The organism is Streptomyces sp. NPDC049879 (assembly GCF_044461265.1).
In the GTDB taxonomy this organism is placed as follows: Bacteria; Actinomycetota; Actinomycetes; order Streptomycetales; family Streptomycetaceae; genus Streptomyces.
In genome coordinates, this window is record NZ_JBITKT010000001.1 from 1,221,711 (window position 1) to 1,242,575 (window position 20,865).

At 73.7% G+C, this 20,865-nt stretch carries 20 protein-coding genes; 13 read left to right on the top strand and 7 right to left on the bottom strand.

Features of this window, described 5'->3' with window-relative positions:
• Positions 1-116 precede the first annotated feature (116 nt).
• From ftsZ to ACIBPC_RS05735, 6 genes are all read left to right on the top strand, one after another.
• Positions 117-1,352 (top strand): cell division protein FtsZ, encoded by a 1,236-nt coding sequence (gene ftsZ / locus ACIBPC_RS05710; RefSeq protein ID WP_362963243.1) that lies wholly within the window; start codon positions 117-119, stop codon positions 1,350-1,352.
• Between the two features lie 86 nt (positions 1,353-1,438).
• Positions 1,439-2,173 (top strand): peptidoglycan editing factor PgeF, encoded by a 735-nt coding sequence (gene pgeF / locus ACIBPC_RS05715; protein WP_398841510.1) that lies wholly within the window; start codon positions 1,439-1,441, stop codon positions 2,171-2,173.
• 47 nt (positions 2,174-2,220) lie between these two features.
• On the top strand, positions 2,221-2,928 hold the full coding sequence (locus ACIBPC_RS05720; protein WP_398841780.1) for a YggS family pyridoxal phosphate-dependent enzyme: 708 nt from the start codon (positions 2,221-2,223) through the stop codon (positions 2,926-2,928).
• Between the two features lie 123 nt (positions 2,929-3,051).
• Positions 3,052-3,675, top strand: coding sequence for a cell division protein SepF (locus ACIBPC_RS05725; RefSeq protein ID WP_362963239.1), 624 nt, complete (start codon positions 3,052-3,054; stop codon positions 3,673-3,675).
• Positions 3,676-3,746: 71 nt separating this feature from the next.
• Positions 3,747-4,031, top strand: a complete 285-nt coding sequence (locus tag ACIBPC_RS05730; RefSeq protein WP_362963237.1) for a YggT family protein — start codon at positions 3,747-3,749, stop codon at positions 4,029-4,031.
• A 48-nt stretch (positions 4,032-4,079) separates the two neighbouring features.
• Positions 4,080-5,399: a DivIVA domain-containing protein gene (locus ACIBPC_RS05735; protein ID WP_398841513.1), complete on the top strand. Its 1,320-nt coding sequence runs from the start codon at positions 4,080-4,082 to the stop codon at positions 5,397-5,399.
• A gap of 136 nt (positions 5,400-5,535) precedes the next feature.
• Here ACIBPC_RS05735 and ileS read toward each other — a convergent pair whose 3' ends face one another.
• Positions 5,536-8,682, bottom strand: coding sequence for an isoleucine--tRNA ligase (gene ileS, locus ACIBPC_RS05740; RefSeq protein WP_398841515.1), 3,147 nt, complete (start codon positions 8,680-8,682; stop codon positions 5,536-5,538).
• A gap of 497 nt (positions 8,683-9,179) precedes the next feature.
• On the opposite strand from ileS, the gene ACIBPC_RS05745 reads away from it, so the two are divergent.
• The 4 genes from ACIBPC_RS05745 to ACIBPC_RS05760 are packed head-to-tail and all read left to right on the top strand — an operon-like array spanning position 9,180 to position 12,883.
• A complete protein-coding gene (locus ACIBPC_RS05745) occupies positions 9,180-9,635 on the top strand; it encodes a TraR/DksA family transcriptional regulator (RefSeq protein WP_398841517.1) in 456 nt (151 codons plus the stop codon).
• Between the two features lie 42 nt (positions 9,636-9,677).
• Positions 9,678-10,310 carry a signal peptidase II gene (gene lspA / locus ACIBPC_RS05750; RefSeq protein ID WP_362963229.1) on the top strand — a complete coding sequence of 211 codons (633 nt, stop codon included), beginning with the start codon at positions 9,678-9,680 and terminating at the stop codon, positions 10,308-10,310.
• 25 nt (positions 10,311-10,335) lie between these two features.
• Positions 10,336-11,286: an RluA family pseudouridine synthase gene (locus tag ACIBPC_RS05755; RefSeq protein WP_362963227.1), complete on the top strand. Its 951-nt coding sequence runs from the start codon at positions 10,336-10,338 to the stop codon at positions 11,284-11,286.
• A gap of 4 nt (positions 11,287-11,290) precedes the next feature.
• Entirely contained in the window at positions 11,291-12,883 is a 1,593-nt protein-coding gene (locus ACIBPC_RS05760) for a Na+/H+ antiporter (protein WP_362963225.1), read from the top strand.
• Positions 12,884-12,892: 9 nt separating this feature from the next.
• Here the strand turns inward: ACIBPC_RS05760 and ACIBPC_RS05765 are convergent, their stop codons facing one another.
• Positions 12,893-13,459: a nitroreductase family protein gene (locus ACIBPC_RS05765; RefSeq protein WP_398841519.1), complete on the bottom strand. Its 567-nt coding sequence runs from the start codon at positions 13,457-13,459 to the stop codon at positions 12,893-12,895.
• A 48-nt stretch (positions 13,460-13,507) separates the two neighbouring features.
• Positions 13,508-14,638, bottom strand: coding sequence for a mechanosensitive ion channel domain-containing protein (locus ACIBPC_RS05770; protein ID WP_362963221.1), 1,131 nt, complete (start codon positions 14,636-14,638; stop codon positions 13,508-13,510).
• 113 nt (positions 14,639-14,751) lie between these two features.
• On the opposite strand from ACIBPC_RS05770, the gene ACIBPC_RS05775 reads away from it, so the two are divergent.
• The gene (locus ACIBPC_RS05775) at positions 14,752-15,327 is read left to right on the top strand and encodes a dienelactone hydrolase family protein (RefSeq protein ID WP_398841521.1); all 576 of its coding nucleotides are present in this window, start codon (positions 14,752-14,754) and stop codon (positions 15,325-15,327) included.
• A 31-nt stretch (positions 15,328-15,358) separates the two neighbouring features.
• On the opposite strand, the gene ACIBPC_RS05780 is transcribed toward ACIBPC_RS05775, so the two are convergent.
• Positions 15,359-16,021, bottom strand: a complete 663-nt coding sequence (locus tag ACIBPC_RS05780) for a response regulator (RefSeq protein ID WP_398841522.1) — start codon at positions 16,019-16,021, stop codon at positions 15,359-15,361.
• Complete coding sequence (locus ACIBPC_RS05785) at positions 16,018-17,259, bottom strand: sensor histidine kinase (RefSeq protein ID WP_398841523.1); 1,242 nt, start codon at positions 17,257-17,259, stop codon at positions 16,018-16,020. Before ACIBPC_RS05785 ends, ACIBPC_RS05780 begins: the two co-directional genes overlap by 4 nt.
• Before the next feature lie 133 nt (positions 17,260-17,392).
• Between ACIBPC_RS05785 and ACIBPC_RS05790 the strand changes: the two genes are divergently transcribed.
• Together ACIBPC_RS05790 and ACIBPC_RS05795 are read left to right on the top strand one after the other, a co-directional pair.
• Positions 17,393-18,301, top strand: coding sequence for an ABC transporter ATP-binding protein (locus ACIBPC_RS05790; protein ID WP_398841524.1), 909 nt, complete (start codon positions 17,393-17,395; stop codon positions 18,299-18,301).
• On the top strand, positions 18,298-19,158 hold the full coding sequence (locus ACIBPC_RS05795) for an ABC transporter permease (protein ID WP_362963211.1): 861 nt from the start codon (positions 18,298-18,300) through the stop codon (positions 19,156-19,158). Before ACIBPC_RS05790 ends, ACIBPC_RS05795 begins: the two co-directional genes overlap by 4 nt.
• Positions 19,159-19,201: 43 nt before the next feature.
• On the opposite strand, the gene ACIBPC_RS05800 is transcribed toward ACIBPC_RS05795, so the two are convergent.
• Complete coding sequence (locus ACIBPC_RS05800) at positions 19,202-20,041, bottom strand: thioredoxin domain-containing protein (protein ID WP_398841525.1); 840 nt, start codon at positions 20,039-20,041, stop codon at positions 19,202-19,204.
• A gap of 84 nt (positions 20,042-20,125) precedes the next feature.
• Positions 20,126-20,815: a hypothetical protein gene (locus ACIBPC_RS05805; protein ID WP_398841527.1), complete on the bottom strand. Its 690-nt coding sequence runs from the start codon at positions 20,813-20,815 to the stop codon at positions 20,126-20,128.
• Positions 20,816-20,865: the final 50 nt, after the last annotated feature.

Here is a 20,865-nt window from a genome sequence, read left to right on the forward strand (position 1 = left end):
CCCTAAACTGAAGCGTTAGGGTTCGGGGTGGCCCTTCCTCCGCCCCATCGGCATCCGTCGGCGCACTGCGGCTCACGCGGGCGGCGACACGTAACTCGAGGCGAGAGGCCTTCGACGTGGCAGCACCGCAGAACTACCTCGCAGTCATCAAGGTCGTCGGTATCGGCGGCGGTGGTGTCAACGCCATCAACCGGATGATCGAGGTCGGTCTCAAGGGCGTCGAGTTCATCGCGATCAACACCGATGCGCAGGCGCTGCTGATGAGCGACGCCGACGTCAAGCTCGATGTCGGGCGCGAACTCACCCGGGGACTCGGCGCGGGTGCCAACCCGGACGTCGGCCGCAAGGCCGCCGAGGACCACCGCGAGGAGATCGAGGAGGTCCTCAAGGGGGCCGACATGGTCTTCGTCACCGCGGGCGAGGGCGGCGGCACCGGCACCGGCGGCGCCCCCGTCGTGGCCAACATCGCCCGCTCCCTCGGTGCCCTCACCATCGGCGTGGTCACCCGCCCGTTCACCTTCGAGGGCCGCCGCCGCGCGAACCAGGCCGAGGACGGCATCGCCAGCCTGCGCGACGAGGTCGACACCCTCATCGTCATCCCGAACGACCGGCTGCTGTCCATCTCCGACCGCCAGGTGAGCGTGCTCGACGCGTTCAAGTCCGCGGACCAGGTGCTGCTCTCCGGTGTCCAGGGCATCACCGATCTGATCACCACACCGGGCCTGATCAACCTCGACTTCGCCGACGTCAAGTCCGTCATGTCGGAGGCCGGTTCCGCCCTGATGGGCATCGGCTCAGCCCGGGGCGACGACCGCGCGGTCGCCGCCGCCGAGATGGCGATCTCCTCGCCGCTGCTCGAAGCCTCCATCGACGGTGCCAGGGGCGTCCTGCTGTCCATCTCGGGCGGCTCCGACCTCGGCCTCTTCGAGATCAACGAGGCGGCCCAGCTCGTCAGCGAGGCCGCGCACCCCGAGGCGAACATCATCTTCGGCGCCGTCATCGACGACGCGCTCGGCGACGAGGTCAGGGTGACCGTGATCGCCGCCGGGTTCGACGGCGGCCAGCCCCCGTCCCGCAGCCGCGAGAAGACGCTCGGCGGCTACGGCGGCGGCAAGGACGACGCGAACACCTCCCTCGCCCAGGAGCGGCCCGCGCCCGAGCCCGAGCCGGAGCGCCCCGCGTTCGGCGGCCTCGGCTCGCTGCCCGGCCGCTCGGCGGGACCGCTCGGCGACCGCGACGGCGTGCCCGACGCCCCCGAGCCGGTGCGCGACCCGATCAGCCCGCAGGTCCCGCCGGCCCGGCCGTACGACGGCCAGGTCGAGGAGCTGGACGTGCCCGACTTCCTGAAGTGATCCGTCCGGCGGACCCGTCCGCCGGACGCGCACCCGCCGCACATCGAACAGCTGTACCGAGAAATGTTCTGGGTTGACGTACTGACGTGATAGGGAACCGCGAGTCGTCCGGCGGCGCCCACTTCGCCTTCACCGACAGGTGGGGCGGGGTGAGCGCCGCTCCGTACGCCATGCTCAATCTCGGCGGCGCCGTGGGGGACGAGCCCGCCGCCGTCCGTGCCAACCGGCGCCTCGCCGCCGGGGCACTGGGGCTCGACCCCGCCGCCGTCCGCTGGATGCACCAGGTCCACGGGAACGACGTCGCCCTCGCCGACGACCTGTCACCCGGTGGTGAACCGCCGCCCGCCGACGCGATGGTCACCGCCCGGGGTGGAACCGCCCTCGCCGTGCTGACGGCGGACTGCACCCCCGTCCTGCTGGCCGACCCCGTCGCCGGGGTGGCCGCCGCGGCGCACGCCGGGCGCCCGGGACTGCTCGCCGGAGTGGTGCCCGCCGCCGTCGCGGCGATGCGCGCGCTCGGCGCGGACCCCGGCCGGATCGTCGCCAGGACCGGCCCGACCGTCTGCGGGCGGTGCTACGAGGTGCCCGCCGCGATGCGCGACGAGGCCGAGCGGACCGTCCCCGGCTGCGGCGCCGTCAGCGCGACCGGCACACCCGCCATCGACATCCCCGCCGGAGTGCGCGCCCAGCTCGCGGAGAGCGGTGTCCGCGACATCGCGCTCTCCCCGGTCTGCACCCGCGAGTCGGCCGACCACTTCTCCTACCGCCGCGACCGGACCACCGGCCGCCAGGCCGGATACGTCTGGCTGGACGCCGCGTGACCGGCCCTCAGCGGCCCCCGGGCGCCGCGTCCGGCGAGGCCAGGCGGATCGAACTGACGACCGGACTCGCCCGGGTCGAGGAGCGCATCGCCCGGGCCTGCGCCGCCGCCGGCCGCGCCCGGGACGAGGTGACCCTCGTCGTCGTGAGCAAGACGTACCCCGCCGAGGACGTGCGCATCCTCGCGGAACTGGGCGTACGTCAGTTCGCCGAGAACCGCGACCAGGAGGCGGCGCCGAAGGCGGAAGCGTGCGCCGATCTGCCGCTGACCTGGCACTTCGTGGGGCAGTTGCAGACGAACAAGGTGCGCTCCGTCCTCGGCTACGCCGACTACGTGCACTCGGTGGACCGGGTGCGCCTCGCGTCCGCGCTGTCCGCCGAGGCCGTCCGGCGGGAGCGCGCGCCGCTGGAGTGCCTGATCCAGGTCGCCCTGGAGAAGGAGTCAGGACTCGGCGGCGGCCGGGGCGGCGTCGCGCCGGACGGCGTGGGCGAGTTGGCGGAGGCGCTGCTCGCCGCTCCCGGGGTGCGCCTGGCCGGGGTGATGACGGTCGCCCCGCTCGAAGGGGCGTACGCCGGATCTCCGGGCGCCGCGTTCGAACGGCTGGCGGAAATCTCAAGGGACCTGCGCTCGCTCGATCCTGCTGCCACCATGGTTTCCGCGGGTATGAGCGCGGATGTCGAGGAGGCGATCGCCGCCGGAGCGACACACGTGCGTGTAGGAAGCGCGGTACTCGGTGTCCGCCCCGCCCTCGGGTAACGTCGCCAGGCGAGGGGCCAGAGCCGAAAATATGGTCATTCCCGGAGAATTCGGGCAAGTTACGTGGATCTCCCCGGCCCCGGCGGACGGAGCCGATCCACCACAGAGCGGAGGACGCAGTCGATGGCTGGCGCGATGCGCAAGATGGCGGTCTACCTCGGCCTCGTGGAGGACGACGGCTACGACCGCCCGGGGTACGGCCCCGACGACGATTTCGAACCCGAGCCCGAACCCGACCGGGGGCAGCGCCGCCAGACGCTCGAACCCCCGCCCAGGGAACGGCCGGAGGAGCCGGTGCGGGTCGTCCACCCCCCGGCCCAGCGGGAGACGGAGCCCACGCCCGCTCCGGTCCTGGCGGAAAGCAGGCGGCCCGGGAGGATCGCTCCCGTGTCTTCCATCACATCAGAACGGCACAACGTGGAGAAGAACGCGCCGGTGATCATGCCCAAGGTCGTTTCCGAGCGGGAGCCCTACCGCATCACGACGCTCCACCCCAGGACCTACAACGAGGCCCGTACCATCGGGGAACACTTCCGTGAGGGCACCCCGGTGATCATGAACCTCACGGAGATGGACGACACGGACGCGAAGCGACTTGTCGACTTTGCCGCTGGTCTGGTCTTCGGTCTGCATGGGAGCATCGAGCGAGTGACACAGAAGGTGTTCCTGCTGTCGCCTGCTAACGTCGATGTAACGGCGGAGGACAAAGCCCGGATTGCCGAGGGTGGGTTCTTCAACCAGAGCTGAGGGAAGACAGCGGACCGAAGGGAGTCCCGGCCGGACGGCCGGGGCGGGAACAGGGGAGAGGGACAAGCGGGATGGGGATCGTTCAGCAGGTGATCCTGATTGTCTTGTACTGCCTGCTCGGACTGCTGCTGTTCCGGCTGGTGATGGACTACGTCTTCATGTTCGCGCGGTCCTGGAGTCCCGGCAAGGCGATGGTCGTGGTCCTCGAGGCCACCTACACTGTCACCGATCCGCCGCTGAAGACCCTGCGGAGGATCATCCCTCCCCTACGGTTCGGGGGTGTGGCGCTTGATCTGTCCTTCTTCGTACTGATGATCATCGTCTACATCCTGATCAACGTCGTGGCCGGGCTGTGAACGAGTGCGGCCTTGCCTATATCCGACGAAACACGCTGAGGTGAAGAGATGCCGTTGACCCCCGAGGACGTTCGGAACAAGCAGTTCACGACCGTCCGTCTGCGAGAAGGCTACGACGAGGACGAGGTCGACGCCTTCCTCGACGAGGTCGAGGCGGAGCTGACCCGGCTGCTCAGGGAGAACGAGGATCTGCGCGCCAAGCTGGCCGCCGCCACGCGTGCCGCCGCGCAGAACCAGCAGAACATGCGCAAGCCCGAACCGCAGGACCGGCAGGGAGGCCCGCCGGCCATATCGGGACCGCAGGGGATGCAGCAGCAACAGCAGCAGATGGGCGGCCCGCCCCAACTGCCCGCCGGTCCCGGCGGTCCCCAAGGGCATCCGGGCGGCCCCGGTCCGATGGGACAGGGCGGCCCGATGGGTCAGGGTGGTCCGATGGGCCAGCCCGGCCAGATGGGTCAGCCCGGCCAGATGGGCCAGGGCGGTCCCGGCGGCCCCGGTCCGATGGGACAGGGCGGCCCGATGGGCCCCGGCGGTCCCGGCCAGATGGGCCAGGGCGGCCCGATGGGCCCCGGCGGCCCGCAGGGGCACCCCGGTGCTCCGGTGCCGATGAACCAGGGCATGGCCCAGCACGGCGGCCCCGGCATGGGCATGGGCGGCCACGGCGGTCCCGGCATGCAACAGCACGGCGGCCCCATGGGCGGTCCCGGCCCGATGCAGCAGCAGGGCGGCAACGAGAGCGCGGCCCGCGTGCTGTCGCTCGCCCAGCAGACCGCGGACCAGGCGATCGCCGAGGCCCGTTCCGAGGCCAACAAGATCGTCGGCGAGGCCCGCAGCCGCGCCGAGGGCCTGGAGCGTGACGCACGCGCCAAGGCTGACGCGCTGGAGCGGGACGCGCAGGAGAAGCACCGCGTCGCGATGGGCTCCCTGGAGTCCGCACGCGCCACGCTGGAGCGCAAGGTCGAGGATTTGCGCGGCTTCGAGCGGGAGTACCGCACGCGCCTGAAGTCGTACCTGGAGAGCCAGCTCCGCCAGCTGGAGAGCCAGTCGGACGACTCGCTGGCGCCGCCGCGCACCCCCTCGTCCGCGCCGTCGCTTCCCCCGTCGCCGCCGTCCCTCGCGTCGGCCGGCGCCCCGAACGGCTCGTCCCTCGGGCACCAGACGATGGGCGGCAACCAGACGATGGGCGGCGGACACGGCCCCCACGGCGGGCACGCGCCCGCCCAGGGACCGTCGTACGGCGGCGGGCAGCAGCAGATGTCGCCCGCCATGACGCAGCCGATGGCCCCGGTGCGGCCGCAGGGTCCGCAGCCGGTGCAGCAGGCGCCGTCGCCGATGCGCGGCTTCCTGATCGACGAGGACGACAACTGACGGCCTGACACACGAGGCCTGACGGACAGAACAGTCAGAACAAAGGGGTGGGCCCCCGGACCGACGAGGTCCGGGGGCCCACCCCTTTCTGCGTCCCGCCGTGCGGGGCGCGCCCTCGGCGGGCGCGCCCCCGGGGTCAGCTCTTGCGCAGGCGGAACGTGATGCCGAGCGCGCTGTCGCCGAACTCCTCGCCGTAGCCCTCCCCTTCGGCGGCGGTCTCCTCGGCGAAGTCCGTGGCCAGCACCTCGGAGCACAGCAGCGCCTGGTGGTCGGCCAGGGCCCGGCGGACCTCCTCGTCGTCCGACGCCCAGCGCACCGCGATGCGGTCCGCGACGTCGAGGCCGCTGGTCTTGCGCGCCTCCTGGATGAGCCGGATGACATCGCGCGCGAGGCCCGCGCGGCGCAGCTCCGGCGTGATCTCCAGGTCGAGCGCCACGGTGGCGCCCGGGTCGGAGGCGACCGACCAGCCCTCGCGCGGCGTCTCGGTGATGATGACCTCCTCGGGGCTCAGCATCACCTCCTCGCCGTCCACGACGACCGAGGCCGTCCCGGCGCGCAGCGCCGCCGACAGCTCCGCCGCGTCGGCCGCCGCGATGGCCTGGGCGACCGGCTGCGTGCCCTTGCCGAACCGGCGGCCGAGCGCGCGGAAGTTGGCCTTCGCCGAGGTGTCCACCAGCGAGCCGCCGATCTCGGACAGCGCGGCCAGCTCCGACACGTTCAGCTCCTCGGCGATCTGCTCGCGCAGGTCGTCGCCGAGCAGTTCGAAGCCCTGCGCCGCGACCAGCGCGCGGGACAGCGGCTGGCGGGTCTTCACACCGGACTCCGCGCGGGTGGCGCGGCCCAATTCGACCAGGCGCCGCACCAGCAGCATGTCCTGGGACAGGTCGGCGTCGATCAGCGTCAGGTCCGCCTCCGGCCAGCTCGCGAGGTGCACGGAGTCGGGCGCGCCCGGGGTCACCGGCACGACCAGGTCCTGCCAGACCCGCTCGGTGATGAACGGGACCAGCGGCGCCATCAGCCGCGTCACGGTCTCCAGCACGTCGTGCAGCGTGCGCAGCGCCGCGCGGTCGCCCTGCCAGAAGCGGCGGCGCGAGCGGCGGACGTACCAGTTGGACAGGTCGTCGACGAAGGTGGAGATCAGCTTGCCCGTGCGCTGGGTGTCGAAGTTCTCCATGGCCGTCGTGACGGCGGCGGTCAGCGCGTTCAGCTCGCTCAGCAGCCAGCGGTCGAGCAGCGGCCGGTCGGCGGGCGCCGGGTCCTCCGCGCCGGGGGCCCACTCGGCGGTCCGCGCGTACAGGGCCTGGAAGGCGACGGTGTTCCAGTACGTGAGGAGCGTCTTGCGGACGACCTCCTGGATCGTGCCGTGACCGACCCGGCGGGCCGCCCAGGGGGAGCCGCCGGCCGCCATGAACCAGCGGACGGCGTCGGCGCCGTGCTGCTCCATCAGCGGGATGGGCTCCAGGATGTTGCCCAGGTGCTTGGACATCTTGCGGCCGTCCTCGGCGAGGATGTGGCCGAGGCAGACGACGTTCTCGTAGCTGGAGCGGTCGAAGACCAGGGTGCCGACGGCCATCAGCGTGTAGAACCAGCCGCGTGTCTGGTCGATGGCCTCGGCGATGTACTGCGCCGGGTACCGCTTCTCGAAGACCTCGCGGTTGCGGTGCGGGTAGCCCCACTGGGCGAACGGCATGGCGCCCGAGTCGTACCAGCCGTCGATGACCTCCTCGACGCGTGTCGCGGTCAGCGCGCAGCCCTCGGCTGGGCAGGTGAACACCACCTCGTCGATGAACGGGCGGTGCGGGTCGAGGCGCGACTGGTCGGTGCCGGACAGCTCGCTCAGCTCGGCCAGCGAGCCGACGCAGGTGAGGTGGTCCTCGGGGCAGCGCCAGATCGGCAGCGGGGTGCCCCAGTAGCGCTTGCGGGACAGGGCCCAGTCCACGTTGTTGGTGAGCCAGTCGCCGTAGCGGCCGTGCTTGACGGACTCGGGGTACCAGGTGGTCTTCTCGTTCTCCCTGACCAGGGCGTCCTTGATGCGGGTGGTGCGGATGTACCAGGACGGCTGTGCGTAGTAGAGCAGCGGGTTGTGGCAGCGCCAGCAGTGCGGGTAGCTGTGCTCGTAGGGCAGGTGGCGGAAGAGGAGGCCGCGGCCGGCCAGGTCGGCGACGAGCGCCTCGTCCGCCTTTTTGAAGAACTGCCCGCCGACCAGCGGGAGGCCCTCCTCGAACGTGCCGTCGGAGCGCACCGGGTTGACGACCGGCAGGCCGTAGCGGCGGCAGGTCAGGAGGTCGTCCTCGCCGAAGGCGGGGGACTGGTGGACGAGGCCGGTGCCGTCCTCGGTGGTGACGTAGTCGGCGGTCACGACGTAGTGCGCGTCGGCGCCGCCGAAGTCGACCAGCTCGAACGGGCGGCGGTAGCGCCAGCGTTCCATCTCGGCGCCGGTGAACGTCTCGCCGGTGGCGGTCCACTCCTCGCCCAGGGCCTTGCCCAGCAGCGGCTCGGCGACGACGAGGCGCTCGTCGCCCCGGGCGGCGACCGCGTACGTCACCTCCGGGTGCACGGCGACGGCGGTGTTGGACACGAGGGTCCAGGGCGTCGTCGTCCAGATCAGCAGCTCGGCGCGGTCGGCCAGCGGCCCGGACACGAGCGGCAGCCGCACGTAGACGGACGGGTCGACCACCGTCTCGTAGCCCTGCGCCAGCTCGTGGTCCGACAGTCCGGTCTCGCAGCGCGGGCACCAGGGCGCGACGCGGTGGTCCTGGCCGAGGAGGCCCTTGGCGAAGATCTCCTTCAGCGACCACCACACCGACTCGATGTACTGCGGGTCCATGGTGCGGTAGGCGTCGTCGAGGTCGACCCAGTAGCCCATGCGCGTCGTCAGCTCGGCGAACGCGTCGGTGTGGCGCGTCACGGAGGCGCGGCAGCGCGCGTTGAACTCGGCGATCCCGTACCGCTCGATGTCCTGCTTGCCGCTGAAGCCCAGCTCCTTCTCGACGGCCAGCTCGACGGGCAGGCCGTGGCAGTCCCAGCCGGCCTTGCGCGTCACGTGGTAGCCCCGCATCGTGCGGAAGCGCGGGAACACGTCCTTGAAGACGCGGGCCTCGATGTGGTGGGCGCCCGGCATGCCGTTGGCGGTCGGCGGGCCCTCGTAGAACACCCACTCGGGCCGCCCCTCGGACGCCTCCAGGGTGCGGGCGAAGGTCTTGTCCCGCTGCCACAGGTCGAGCACGCCGTGCTCCAGCTCTGGCAGGTCGACCTGGGCGGGTACGGGTCGGTACAGCGACATCGGATCGTCCTCCGGCGGACACACAGTGCGTTCTCCGACGGAGGGACGAGAGCCTCCGGCTCCCGCGGTACCACCCTCCTTGGCCCCCGGTGGTCACCGGCGGCCCCCTCATTGGGCCGCGACGCCGGTTCTACTCGCGCCGCCGCTCCGTGCGGGCACGGGTCGGCGGGCTTTCCTCCGGCGGCTCCGGGGTGATCTTCGCGTCGCGCACGCCCCCGGGCTCGCACCGTCCCCGGGTCGCTCCTGGCTGCCGGACGACGCTACTCGTCCCCATCCACGCCTTTCGCTGCCCCCAGTGTACGGGCCGCCGCCGCGGGACGACGACCGGTTACGCGGGGGCCGGGTGGGGCACAACGCAGGCAGACCGGCGCGCCCTCGTTGCCGCGCATCGGCGGGCCGATTTATCGTTCCGGTCACGATGCGCGAGCACGATCACACCATGTGACCGGCCGCTGTCCCCCGTGGCCGCCGAACAGCCGGAAAGACAGGAGCCGTAAGTGGCAGCGAAGAAGACCACGGCCGACGAGTCGGCCACCGCGGTGTCCACGGCCCGTGCCGGTGACCTGGCGGTCAGGACGGGCGAGGACCCGTGGACCGAGGAAGAGGTCGCCGCGGCCCGTTCCGCGCTGACCGCCGAGGCCGACCGGCTCGGCGCCGAGATCGCCGCCTCCGAGGCGGCGATCGCCGGCCTGATGCGCGACTCGGGCGACGGCGCGGGCGACGACCAGGCCGACACCGGGTCCAAGAACGTCACGCGCGAGCACGAGATGGCGCTCGCCTCCAACGCCCGCGAGATGCTGTACCAGACCGAGCGCGCGCTGCGGCGCCTTGAGGCCGGGACGTACGGCCTGTGCGAGACCTGCGGCAACGCCATCGGCAAGGCGCGCATGCAGGCGTTCCCCCGCGCCACGCTGTGCGTGGACTGCAAGCAGAAACAGGAACGGCGTCCCTGACGGCCTTCCGCTGATCGCACAGGAGTGTCGTACTCTCATCCCGTGAGCGAAGCGGAGCGGACCATCGAGACCCCCGACGATCCCCCGCCGGCGGAGGGACCGGACGGAGCGGACGCCGCCGGTGGGCCCGGCGGGTCCGGTGAGTCCACCGGCGCGGAGGCCGCCGTGGCCGGGGCGACCCCGGTCCGCGGCCCGCGCCGGGTGGCCGTCGTCGCCTGCGTCGCCGCCTTCGCCTACGCGCTCGACATCGCCACGAAGATCTGGGTGGTCACCAGCCTGGAGAACGAGCGCAGCATCGACGTCATCGGGGAGTGGATGCGCTTCCGCGCGGTCCGCAACGCCGGTGCCGCCTTCGGCCTCGGCTCCGCGTTCACCGTCGTCTTCACCTGCATCGCGGTGGCGGTGATCGTCGTCATCTTCCGGCTCGCGCGCCGCCTGTACAGCCTGCCGTGGGCCATCGCGCTCGGCCTGCTGCTCGGCGGCGCGCTCGGCAACCTGACCGACCGCCTGTTCCGCTCGCCCGGCGCCTTCGAGGGGCATGTGGTCGACTTCATCGCGGTCCAGCACTTCGCCGTGTTCAACCTGGCCGACTCCGCGATCGTCTGCGGCGGCATCCTGATCGTCCTGCTGTCCTTCCGCGGCATGGACCCGGACGGCACCGTGCACCGCGACTGACGGGACGTCCGGCATACTCGGTCAGGTGAGCACGCTTCCGGAGACGCCCGAGACCCGCACACTGCCCGTACCGGAGGGACTGGAGGGGGAGCGCGTCGACGCCGCGCTCTCCCGCATGCTGGGCTTCTCCCGCACCAAGGCCGCCGAACTCGCCGCCGCGGGGAAGGTCAGGCTCGACGGCGCCGAGGTGGGCAAGTCCGAACGCGTCACCGGCGGCGCCTGGATCGAGGTCGAGATGCCCCCGCCCGCCGTGCCCGTACGGGTGGTGGCCGAGCCGGTCGAGGGCCTGGAGATCGTCCACGACGACGCTGACCTCGTCGTGGTGGACAAGCCGGTCGGCGTCGCCGCCCACCCCAGCCCCGGGTGGACCGGCCCGACCGTCATCGGCGGGCTCGCGGCGGCCGGTTACCGCGTCGCCACCTCGGGCGCGGCCGAGCGGCAGGGCATCGTGCACCGGCTCGACGTCGGCACGTCGGGGCTGATGGTCGTCGCGAAGTCGGAGCGCGCGTACTCGCTGCTCAAGCAGCAGTTCCGCGAGCGGACCGTGGACAAGCGCTACCACGCCCTCGTCCAGGGGCACCCCGACCCGCTCAGCGGCACCATCGACGCCCCCGTGGGCCGCCACCCCCAGCACGACTACAAGTGGGCGGTCACCGCCGAGGGCAAGCCGGCCGTCACGCACTACGACCTCATCGAGGCGCTGCGCTCCGCCAGCCTCCTCGCCATCAAGCTGGAGACCGGCCGCACGCACCAGATCCGCGTGCACATGTCCGCGCACCGGCACCCGTGCGTCGGCGACCTCACCTACGGCGCCGACCCCACGCTCGCCAAGCGCCTGCGGCTGACCCGCCAGTGGCTGCACGCCAAGGAACTGGGCTTCGCCCACCCGGAGGACGGCAGCTGGGCCGCCTTCTCCAGCGACTATCCGGAGGACCTGCGGTCCGCGCTCGACGTGCTGCGCGCCGAGAGCGCCTAGGCACGTGGACCAGCTCTCCCTGCTCTTCGCCCTGCTCCTGGGGTCGCTGCTGACCGTGCCGCTCGGCGAGCGCCTCGCCCTGCCGTCGCCGGTGCTGATGACCCTCTTCGGCGGGCTGCTCGCGTTCGTGCCGCCCGTCCCGCAGGTCGAGATCGATCCGGACCTGATCCTCCCGCTGGTGCTGCCGCCCGTGCTGTACGCGGCCGTGCGCCGCACGTCCTGGCGGCAGTTCACGGCGAACCTGCGGCCGATCCTGCTGCTGGCGGTGGCGCTCGTCTTCGTGACGACCGCCGCTGTCGCCGGTGTCGCCCACGCCGTGGTGCCGGGGCTGCCGCTGGCCGCCGCGGTGGCGCTCGGCGCGCTCGTCGCGCCGCCCGACCCCATCGCCGCCACGGCCGTGGCCGGGCAGCTCGGGCTGCCGCGCCGGATGGTGTCGATCCTGGAGGGCGAGGGGCTGTTCAACGACGTCACGGCGATCACGCTGTACCACGTCGCGATCGGGGCGGTCGTCGCCGGTTCGTACTCCTTCCCCGCCGCGGGCACCGACCTCGTGCTCTCGGCGGTCGTCGCGATCGCCGTGGGCCTCGTCCTCGGCTGGCTGATCTCGCGGCTGCGGCCCGTGCTCGCCGATGTGACGCTGCGGGTCGGCTTCACGCTGCTGCTGCCGTTCGCCGCCTACGCGCTGGCCGAGGAGCTGCACGGCTCCGGCGTGCTCGCCGTGCTCGTGATGGGGCTCTTCCTCAGCGAGCAGGCGGACCCGGACGACGTCGCGGGCCGGCTGACCGGCGGCAGCTTCTGGGCCGTCGTGGACACGATGGTGACGGGCGTCGCGTTCGGGCTCATCGGGCTCGAACTGCACCGCGTCCTGGACACCACCCTGAGCCGCTGGGACGACCTGCTGCCCGCCGCGCTCGCCGTGCTCGGCGCGGTGATCGGCGTCCGGCTGCTGTGGCTGCTGCCCGCCGCGTGGATCACCCGCCGCCTGCACAAGGACTCCGACTCCGCCGAGGACGTGCCGCTGAGCTGGCAGGAGACGGTGGTGATGTGGTGGTCGGGGATGCGCGGGGTGGCCACGGTCGCGCTGGCGCTCGCCGTGCCGCTCAGCCTGGACGACGGGGGCGGCTTCCCGCAGCGCGACGCCATCATCTTCATCGCCTTCGTCGTCGTGCTGGTCACGCTCGTGCTCCAGGGCCTGACGCTGCCCTGGCTCGTCGGGCTGCTCGGCGTGCAGGCGGACGCCGACGTCGCCGACCGGCAGGAGCACGAGCTGGCCGTCCGCGCCGCCAAGGCCGCCAAGCGGCGGCTGCGGGAGCTGGGCGAGAGCGAGGACCTGGACGAGGACGTCTCGGAGGCGCTGCTGCGGCGCGCGTACGACATCGGGGTGCGGATCTCCCCGGCGCTCGCCGAACGCGACCTGCGCGAGCAGGCCGCCGAACGGGCCAGGCACATCCGCGAGATCGACGAGATGTACGCCGAACTCCTCGCCGCCGCGCGGCGCGAGGTCCTCGACGCGCGCAGCGAGACGGGCGCGGACCCGGGCGTCGTGGACCGCGCGCTGCGGGCGCTCGACCGCACGAGCCTGCCGCACGGGGAGTAGCTCACGCCGTCACGGCGGGGGTTCGGCCCAGGGCGCGGTGCGCAGATCGGCGACGCTGCGGCGTTCCCGCACGGCGGGCGGCCCTCCGGCGGCCCTGCCGACGGCGATCATGGCGACGACCGCCCAGCCGGGGCTGGGGCGCAGCTCGGCGGTGAGCCCGTCGAGGTCGAAGGCGCGGAACTGGTGCGCGGCCAGGCCGAGGGCCGCGGCCTGGAAGGTCAGGTGGGCGACGGCCTGGCCGAGGTCGTGGTCGGCGAACTCCGACCAGACGACGCCCGAGCCGCCGACCGTCCTGCGGGCGAGGGTGACGACGAGCAGGCCCGCGTCGGCCGCCCACCGTGCGGAGCTGGGGGCGAGGTGGGGCAGCAGCCGGGTGTGGTCCCGTTCGCCCGGTCTGGCCGCCAGGAAGCCCCAGGGCTGGGAGTTGCCCGCCGAGGGGGCCCAGCGGGCGGCCTCCAGGAGCAGGTGGAGGTCCTCGTCGGTGACGGCGGCCGAGGGGTCGAACGCGCGGGGGCTGAACCGGCCTGCCAGCAGGGGGTGGAGCCGCCGGGCGGCCGGGGCGGGGTCGTGGGGCACGCCCTGCCGCAACCACCTGCCGCGCCGCCGCATTCCCGGGGCGGCGGCTCAGTGCACGCGGCCGTTGTCCAGATTGTGCGAGCGGTGGCCGTCGCCGTCGTAGTGCCGGGTGTGCTGGTGCGGCATGCGGTGGTCCGGCGCGGGCGCGACGGCGGCGGGTGACGTCGCGACGCGGGGGAGCGCGTACGGGTGGTGGTCGCGCAGCCAGGCGATCAGTTCCTCGCGGACGGCGCAGCGCAGGTTCCAGGCGTCGTCGGAGTTCTTGGTGGACATGGCCGCGCGCAGCTGGATGGCGGACGGCGTGGTGTCCGTGACGACCAGGCCCCAGTGGCGGCCGTCCCACTCCTTGCGGCCGAGGAGGAACTCCTGGAGGTGCTTGCGCAGCTCGGGCACCGGCGTCGCGTGGTCCACGTAGAGGAAGACCGTGCCGGTCAGCTCGTTGCCGCCGCGCGACCAGTTCTCGTACGGCTTGCTGTTGAAGTACGAGACCGGCATCGTCAGCCGGCGGTCGTCCCAGATGCGGATGGTCAGGAAGGCGAGGGAGATCTCCTCCACCACGCCCCACTCGCCGTCCACGACGACCGAGTCGCCGATCTTCACCGAGTCGCCGAACGCGACCTGGAGGCCGGAGAAGAGGTTGCCCAGCATCGACTGGGCGGCCACACCGGCGATGATGCCGATCACACCGGCCGAGGCCAGCATCGAGGCGCCGAGGGCCCGCAGGCTCGGGAAGAGGAGCAGTATCGTCACGGCCGCCGCGACGACGGCGAGGACCGTGGTCACCACGCGGCGCAGCATCTGGAGCTGCGTGCGGAACTGGCGGACGCGGGCCTGGTCCTGGGTGCGCGCCTCGTAGCGGGCGAGCGAGTTCTCCGCGACGGCGCCCGCCATCCTTATGGTCAGCCAGGCGGCGGAGGCGATGGCGACCGTGGCCAGCAGGCTGTCCAGCACGTCGCCGCGGCGCACATGCAGGTCGAACGCCTCGTAGGCGATGCTCACCGAGGACGACGCCAGCAGTATCTGGAGCGGCACCCGGCAGCGGCGCATCAGTCCCCACAGCCGCGTGTCCGGGTGGCGGCGGTCGGCCGCGCACAGCGCGCGGTCGATGCCCCAGCCGACCACCAGGGTGAGTGCTAGGGTGCCGCCGATCACCAGAAGTGACCGCAACACATCGTCCATGGGGGTCCTCCAGCCTCCTGCGCGACTCCGGTCCTTCCGCCAGGCTAACGGGGTCGTGCGCCGCGGCGGAGGGTCCGTACGGACGCGTACCACGGGAAGGGCGTCTTCAGACCGTGACCGAAATCATCCTCTTCCATTCCGCCTGCGGGCCGCGGCCGGCCGTCGAGGAGGCCGCGGGGCGGCTGCGCGCCGCCGGGCACCGGGTGCATGTGCCCGACCTGTACGGCGGGCGGACGGCCCCGACGCTGGAGGAGGGGCTGGAGATCCGGGAGGAGATCGGGCGCGACGAGCTGCTGCGCCGGGCCGTCGCCGCCGCCGCGCCGTATTCGGACGCCGGGCTGGTGTACATGGGCTTCTCGATGGGGGGCTCACTGGCGCAGACCGTGGCGCTCGGGGACGAGCGCGCGCGGGGGCTCGTGCTGCTGCACGGGACGGCGGACATCGCCGAGGACGCGTCGGTGGACGACCTGCCGGTGCAGCTGCACGTCGCGGACCCGGACCCGTTCGAGACGCACGACTGGCTGACGGCCTGGTACCTGCGGATGCGGCGGGCGGGGGCGGACGTGGAGGTCTTCCGCTACCCGGGCGCGGGCCACCTGTACACCGACCCGGGGCTGCCGGACTGGGACGCCGGGGCGGCGGAGGAGACGTGGCGGCTGGTGGAGGCCTTCCTGTCCTTGGAGGAGTGAGCCTGGAGGAGTGAGGGGGGACGGGCGGGGTTCAGCGCTTGGGGGTGACGAGCCCGGCGTCGTAGGCGGTGATCACGAGCTGGACGCGGTCGCGGGCGTCCAGTTTGGACAGCAGCCGCGCCACGTGGGCCTTCGCCGTGGCGGCGCTGATGTGCAGCCGCGCGGCGATCTCCGCGTTGGACAGGCCGTGGGCCACCAGCGTCAGCACCTCGTGCTCCCGGCCGGTCACCCCCGGCAGGGCGCGGGGCGGCGCGGGCGGGCGGGGGCGTGCCGCGAACTCCTCGATCAACATGCGCGTGACGCCGGGCGCGAGCAGGGCGTCCCCGGCGGCGACGACGCGGACGGCGGCCAGGATGTCGTCCAGCGCCATGTCCTTGACGGCGAAGCCGCTCGCCCCGGCGCGCAGGGCGCCCAGGACGTTGCGGTCGTCGTCGAAGGTCGTCAGGACGAGGACCCGCGCGGTGCCGTCCGCGGTGATCCGGCGGGTGGCCTCGATGCCGTCCACGCCGGGCATGCGGAGGTCCATCAGCACCACGTCGGGCCGGTGTGCGGCGGCCAAGGCGACCGCCCCCGCGCCGTCCCCGGCCTCGGCCACCACGTCGAAGCCGGGCGTCTCGGACATCAGGACGCGCAGGCCCGTGCGGATGAGCGGCTGGTCGTCGGCCAGCACGACCCGGATGGCCCCGGCGGTCACGCGACGGCCGCCGGTACGGGCAGCCGGGCCGTCACCCGGAAGCCGCCGCCGGGGCGTGGCGCGGCGGCGAAGTCGCCCCCGAGGAGGGTGACGCGTTCGCGCATCCCGGTGATGCCGTAGCCGGGGGCGGGGGAGACGGCGGGGGTGGCCGGGCCGTCGTTCTCGACCAGCAGGGACAGGGCGGGGTCGCCGGGGGAGCCGTGGTCGAGGACGACGCGGCAGGAGGAACCGGGCGCGTGCCGCGCCACGTTGGTCAGCGCCTCCTGCACGATGCGGTAGGCGGCCAGGTCGACGTCGTGGGGCAGCGGGCGGGGCGTGCCGTGTTCGGTGACCTCCACGCGGACGCCCGCGCCGGAGGTGGCGGCGACGAGGCCGGGGAGCGCGGCGAGGCCGGGGGCCTGGCCGTCGCCGTCGTCGCGCCGCAGGGCGCCGAGGGTGCGGCGCAGTTCGGCGAGGGTCTGCCTGCCGGTGTCCTCGATGCTGGCGAGCGCGTCGCGCGCCGCGTCCGGGCGGCTGCCGATGACCCGCCGGCCCACGCCCGCCTGGATCGCCATGACGCCGACGCTGTGGGCGATCATGTCGTGCACCTCGCGGGCGATGCGCAGCCGTTCCGCCGTGACGGCGTCGGACGCCGTGCGGGCGCGGAGTGCCTCGGCGTGGGCGCGGCGTTCGGCGAGGGCGCGGCCCGCGACCAGCGCCGTCACCTGGAGGAGCAGGAGCAGCAGGGCCGTGCCGAGCAGCGGTCCCTGCGTGAGCGGGCCGGTGACGGGCTCCGCGGCGTTGGGCGGAACGCGGGACGGCGGGAACGGGTCCGGCGGAAAGCGGTCCGGCGTGACGGGCTGCCCCGGGCGCAGCAGCCAGGCGGTGGCCAGGTGCGCGGCGAGTGCCGTGGACGCGGCGGTGAAGGCCGCGCGGCGGGTGCGCGTGGCCGCGACGACGGCGACGGCCGCCGCGGACGCGATGACGGGTATGCAGGCCAGGGTCCAGGAGGGCGCCAGCGGCGCGGTGCAGAGCGTACCGGCCAGCAGGGCGTACAGCGCGGGCAGCGGATGGCGGCCCAGCAGCGGCACCACCAGCAGCGTGACGCAGCCGGTGAGGAGCAGGCGCAGGAGCGCGGAGTCGTCCGGGCCCGCGTTCATCGCGAGGAACAGCGCGACGGGGTATGCGACCGCGCCGCACCAGGGCAGCGCCGCCCGCACACGGGGCGTCGGCGGGGACGGCGGGTCGGGGGAGCGCATGGGGCCGATCGTAATGACCGGGTGGCGTCCGCACATTGGCCCGCGGGCGTACGCCCCTGGGCCACGCGGCCGGGGGACGGTGTGGCCCGTGGCCCGATGCGGGGGCGGGGCCTGGCCCGGAAGCCTGGTCGGCATGATCGAAGTCGAGGGGCTCACCAAGCGGTTCGGTGGGCGGACGGTGGTGGACGGGCTGACCTTCGCGGTGCGGCCCGGGCGGGTGACGGGCTTTCTCGGGCCGAACGGCGCGGGGAAGAGCACGACGCTGCGGATGGTGGTGGGGCTGTGCGCGCCGTCGTCCGGCGCCGCGCGGGTCGGGGGCGTGCCGTTCAGGGACCGCGCCAGGGGCCTGCGGAGCGTCGGCGCGCTGCTGGACGCGGGGGACGTGCACGGCGGGCGGTCGGGCCGGGCGCACCTGTGGGCGCTGGCGCGGGCGAACGGGCTGCCGCGCGGGCGGGTGGACGAGGTGCTGGTCGAGGTCGGGCTGGCGGACGCGGCCGGGCGCCGGGTCGGCGGCTGGTCGCTCGGCATGCGGCAGCGCCTCGGGATCGCCGTGGCCCTGCTCGGCGATCCGCCCGTGCTGGTCTTCGACGAGCCGCTGAACGGGCTCGACCCGGAGGGCGTGCGGTGGGTGCGCGGGCTGTTCCGGCGGCTGGCGGGCGAGGGGCGCACGGTGTTCGTGTCGAGCCACCTGATGAGCGAGATGGAGCACACGGCCGACGACCTGGTGGTCGTCGGGCGCGGCCGGCTGATCGCGGCGGAGAGCCTCGCGGCGTTCTCCGCGCGCGCCGGGGGCGGCGGCGTACGGGTGCGGGCGGACGACCAGGAGACCTTCGCGCGGCTGCTCGCGGCCGAGGGGGCGGCGGTGACGCGGCGGGACGGCGGGCTGCTGGTGACGGGCGTCGATGCCCGGCGGGTGGGTGAGCTGGCGGCGCGGCGGCGTGTGGTGCTGACCGAACTGACGGCGCGCGCGTCGTCGTTGGAGGACGCGTTCATGGAACTGACGGCCGACAGTGTCGAGTACGGGGCGGGGGAGAAGCGATGACGACCGGCACCCGGTCCGCACGTCCCGCGCTCGCCGCGGACACCGCCGGCGAGCCCCGGGCGGCGTTCAGCGATCTCGTCGCTGCCGAGTGGATCAGGTTCCGCTCCCTGCGCTCCACGTGGTGGGTGCTCGGCGTCTGCGCGGCGCTCGTGGTCACCATCGCGGTCAGCGCCGCGTGGAACGACCAGTCGAACTGGCACAACTACCCGCCGGGCGTCCAGCGGATCTTCGTCCCCGTATGGGCGATCCGGGACGCGTACAACGACACCGCGGCGATGATCACGATGCTGATGACCGGCGCGCTGGGGGCCACCGCGATCGCGGCCGAGCACGCGACCGGGCTCGCGCGGACGACGTTCACCGCCGTACCGGCGCGCCGCCAGGTGCTGACGGCGCGGGCGCTGGTGGTGACGGCGGTCACCGGCCTGTCCGGCGTCCTCGTCGCGGGGGTGTGCTTCTGGGCGAGCCAGGCGATCCTGGCCCGGCAGGACATCGGCATGGGGATCGGCGACGACGGGGCGCTGCGCGCGGTGGCCGCGTCCGCGCTGCTGGCGCCGGTCTCCGCGCTGACGGGGATGGCCCTCGGCGCGCTGCTGCGGCACACGGCGGGCGCGGTCGCCGGGACGGCGGCGCTGCTGCTCCTGGCGCCCTCGCTCGTCAACGAGAGGTACGCGTGGACGGCGGCGATCGACCACGCGCTGCCGCTCAGCGCCTGGGAGTTCTTGACCGGTATCGGGCCCGTCATGTTCCCGCCGGAGCACGGGGCCACGGTCGGCGGGTCCTGGGCGGTGTACGCGCTGTGGCCGCTCGCGGCCGTGGCGGTCCTGCTGGCGGCCGAGCACCGCAGGGACGTGTGAGGCGGCGGGGCGGCCCCCTCGGGGACCGCCCCGCCGCCCCGGGTCACTCCGCCGCGCTGTTCTCGGCGATCATCTGCTCGAACGCCTCGGGCGTCTGCGGGGTGTCCACGACCTCGCCGTTGTACTTGAGCGTCGGGGTGCCGGTCACGCCGTCGGCGTCGTCGAACGCGTCGGACATCCGCAGGGCCCAGACGGCGAACGTGCTGTCGTGCACCGCCGCCTCGAAGTCCGCGTTGTCCTTCAGCTCGGGCACGGTCTGCGCGATGTCGATCAGGTTCTGGTCGTCGCCGAAGTCGTCCGAGCGCTCGTCCGGGTGGTGCTCCGCCGAGTAGAGCGCCTGGTGGTAGGCGACGAACGCCTCGGGGTTCACGTCGAGCGCGGCGCCCAGGGCCTCCAGCGCGTTCCTGGAGCCGCTGCCGCCGAAGCTGTCGTCGAGGAAGGTCCCGAAGACGTAGTCGATGTTGTACGTGCCGTCCTCGACGCCCTGCCCGATGGTGTCGCCGAGGTTCTGCTCCAGGGAGGCGCAGACGGGGCAGCGCGGGTCCTCGTAGAGCGTCAGGGTGTTGGGGGCGTCGGGGTCGCCGACGCGGAGGGTCGTGCCGTCGTCGCCCGCGGTGTTGGCGGGGGCGGCGTCGGCGAAGCCGCCGTCCTTGCCGTCGTCGAGCTGGGAGCGGACGGCGGACCAGTCGGTCGCGTCGTCCGAGCCGCCGTTCTGCCCGGCGACGGCGACGCCTATGCCGGCGGCTATGCCGAGGACCACGACGGCGCTGCCGGTGACGGTGAGGCGGCGGCGGAGCCGCTCCTTGCGCGCCTGGCGTTCGCGTTCGGCCTGGAGGCGGACGCGCGCGGCGCGCTTGGCCTCGGCGGAGTTGCGCTTGCTCATGTGGGGACTGCTCCTGTGTGTCTGTGCCGCGGCCCGCGAGGGGGCGCGTGCTGCTGCTGCGGTCGGTACGGGCGGTGCGCTCGCTCAGGCGGCGGGCGCGGCGCCCGCGGGCGGACCGCGGCGCAGGACGGAGTGGGACAGCAGGAGCGGGACCGGCGACCGCCTGTCGCGGCGGGCCGGGCGGGGCGCGGGCCGTACGGCGTCGGCGGCGCGCGCGCCGGTGGCGGCGACCGCGAGCAGCAGCGGGCGGAAGCCCGCGGCCACGGCCGCGCGCAGGGTGCGGGCGACGGCGGCCTCGCCGCCGCGCAGCCACAGGGCGGCGACGAGCCCCGCCGCGACGTGCGCGGCGAGGAGCGCCCAGGGGCCGCCCGGGAGGTCCACGGGCCCGGCGAGCTGCGTCAACGGGGCGCCGAGATCGCTCCCCCCGCAGAACAGATCGACCCCCAGCAGCCGCAGGGGGCCGGTGACCGGGCCGCCGCCGGGGCCGTAGCAGGTGTCCTGCCCGGCGGTGAAGACGGTGTCGGCGGCCAGCTGGAGGGGCAGCAGCAGCCCGGCGATGGGCCAGAAACCGCGCTCGCGGTCCCCGGCGAGTACCAGGGCGAGGACGAAGACCACCGCCGCGACGGCGGCGACCGCCGGGGCGGGCAGGGGCGCGTCGGACAGCAGCACATGGGCACCGGCGGACAGCGTGACGAGCAGCGCCGCGAACACCGCGGCGCGCGCCACACGCAGACCGGAGCCGTGGACGGAACCACGGAGTGCTGTCGTCCCCATCGCTGGCGAGTGTGCCACGTCCGGTCGTAGGGACGTCGTAAAGGCCGGTG

What these genes read in the sequence shown, in the direction of transcription:
- ACIBPC_RS05725 (WP_362963239.1), top strand. Translation starts at nt 3,052, where the DNA reads ATGGCTGGCGCGATGCGCAAGATGGCGGTCTACCTCGGCCTCGTGGAG.
- ACIBPC_RS05730 (WP_362963237.1), top strand. Translation starts at nt 3,747, where the DNA reads ATGGGGATCGTTCAGCAGGTGATCCTGATTGTCTTGTACTGCCTGCTC.
- ACIBPC_RS05735 (WP_398841513.1), top strand. Translation starts at nt 4,080, where the DNA reads ATGCCGTTGACCCCCGAGGACGTTCGGAACAAGCAGTTCACGACCGTC.
- ileS (WP_398841515.1), bottom strand. Translation starts at nt 8,682, where the DNA reads ATGTCGCTGTACCGACCCGTACCCGCCCAGGTCGACCTGCCAGAGCTG.
- ACIBPC_RS05770 (WP_362963221.1), bottom strand. Translation starts at nt 14,638, where the DNA reads ATGGACGATGTGTTGCGGTCACTTCTGGTGATCGGCGGCACCCTAGCA.
- ACIBPC_RS05785 (WP_398841523.1), bottom strand. Translation starts at nt 17,259, where the DNA reads ATGCGCTCCCCCGACCCGCCGTCCCCGCCGACGCCCCGTGTGCGGGCG.
- ACIBPC_RS05790 (WP_398841524.1), top strand. Translation starts at nt 17,393, where the DNA reads ATGATCGAAGTCGAGGGGCTCACCAAGCGGTTCGGTGGGCGGACGGTG.
- ACIBPC_RS05795 (WP_362963211.1), top strand. Translation starts at nt 18,298, where the DNA reads ATGACGACCGGCACCCGGTCCGCACGTCCCGCGCTCGCCGCGGACACC.
- ACIBPC_RS05800 (WP_398841525.1), bottom strand. Translation starts at nt 20,041, where the DNA reads ATGAGCAAGCGCAACTCCGCCGAGGCCAAGCGCGCCGCGCGCGTCCGC.
- ACIBPC_RS05805 (WP_398841527.1), bottom strand. Translation starts at nt 20,815, where the DNA reads ATGGGGACGACAGCACTCCGTGGTTCCGTCCACGGCTCCGGTCTGCGT.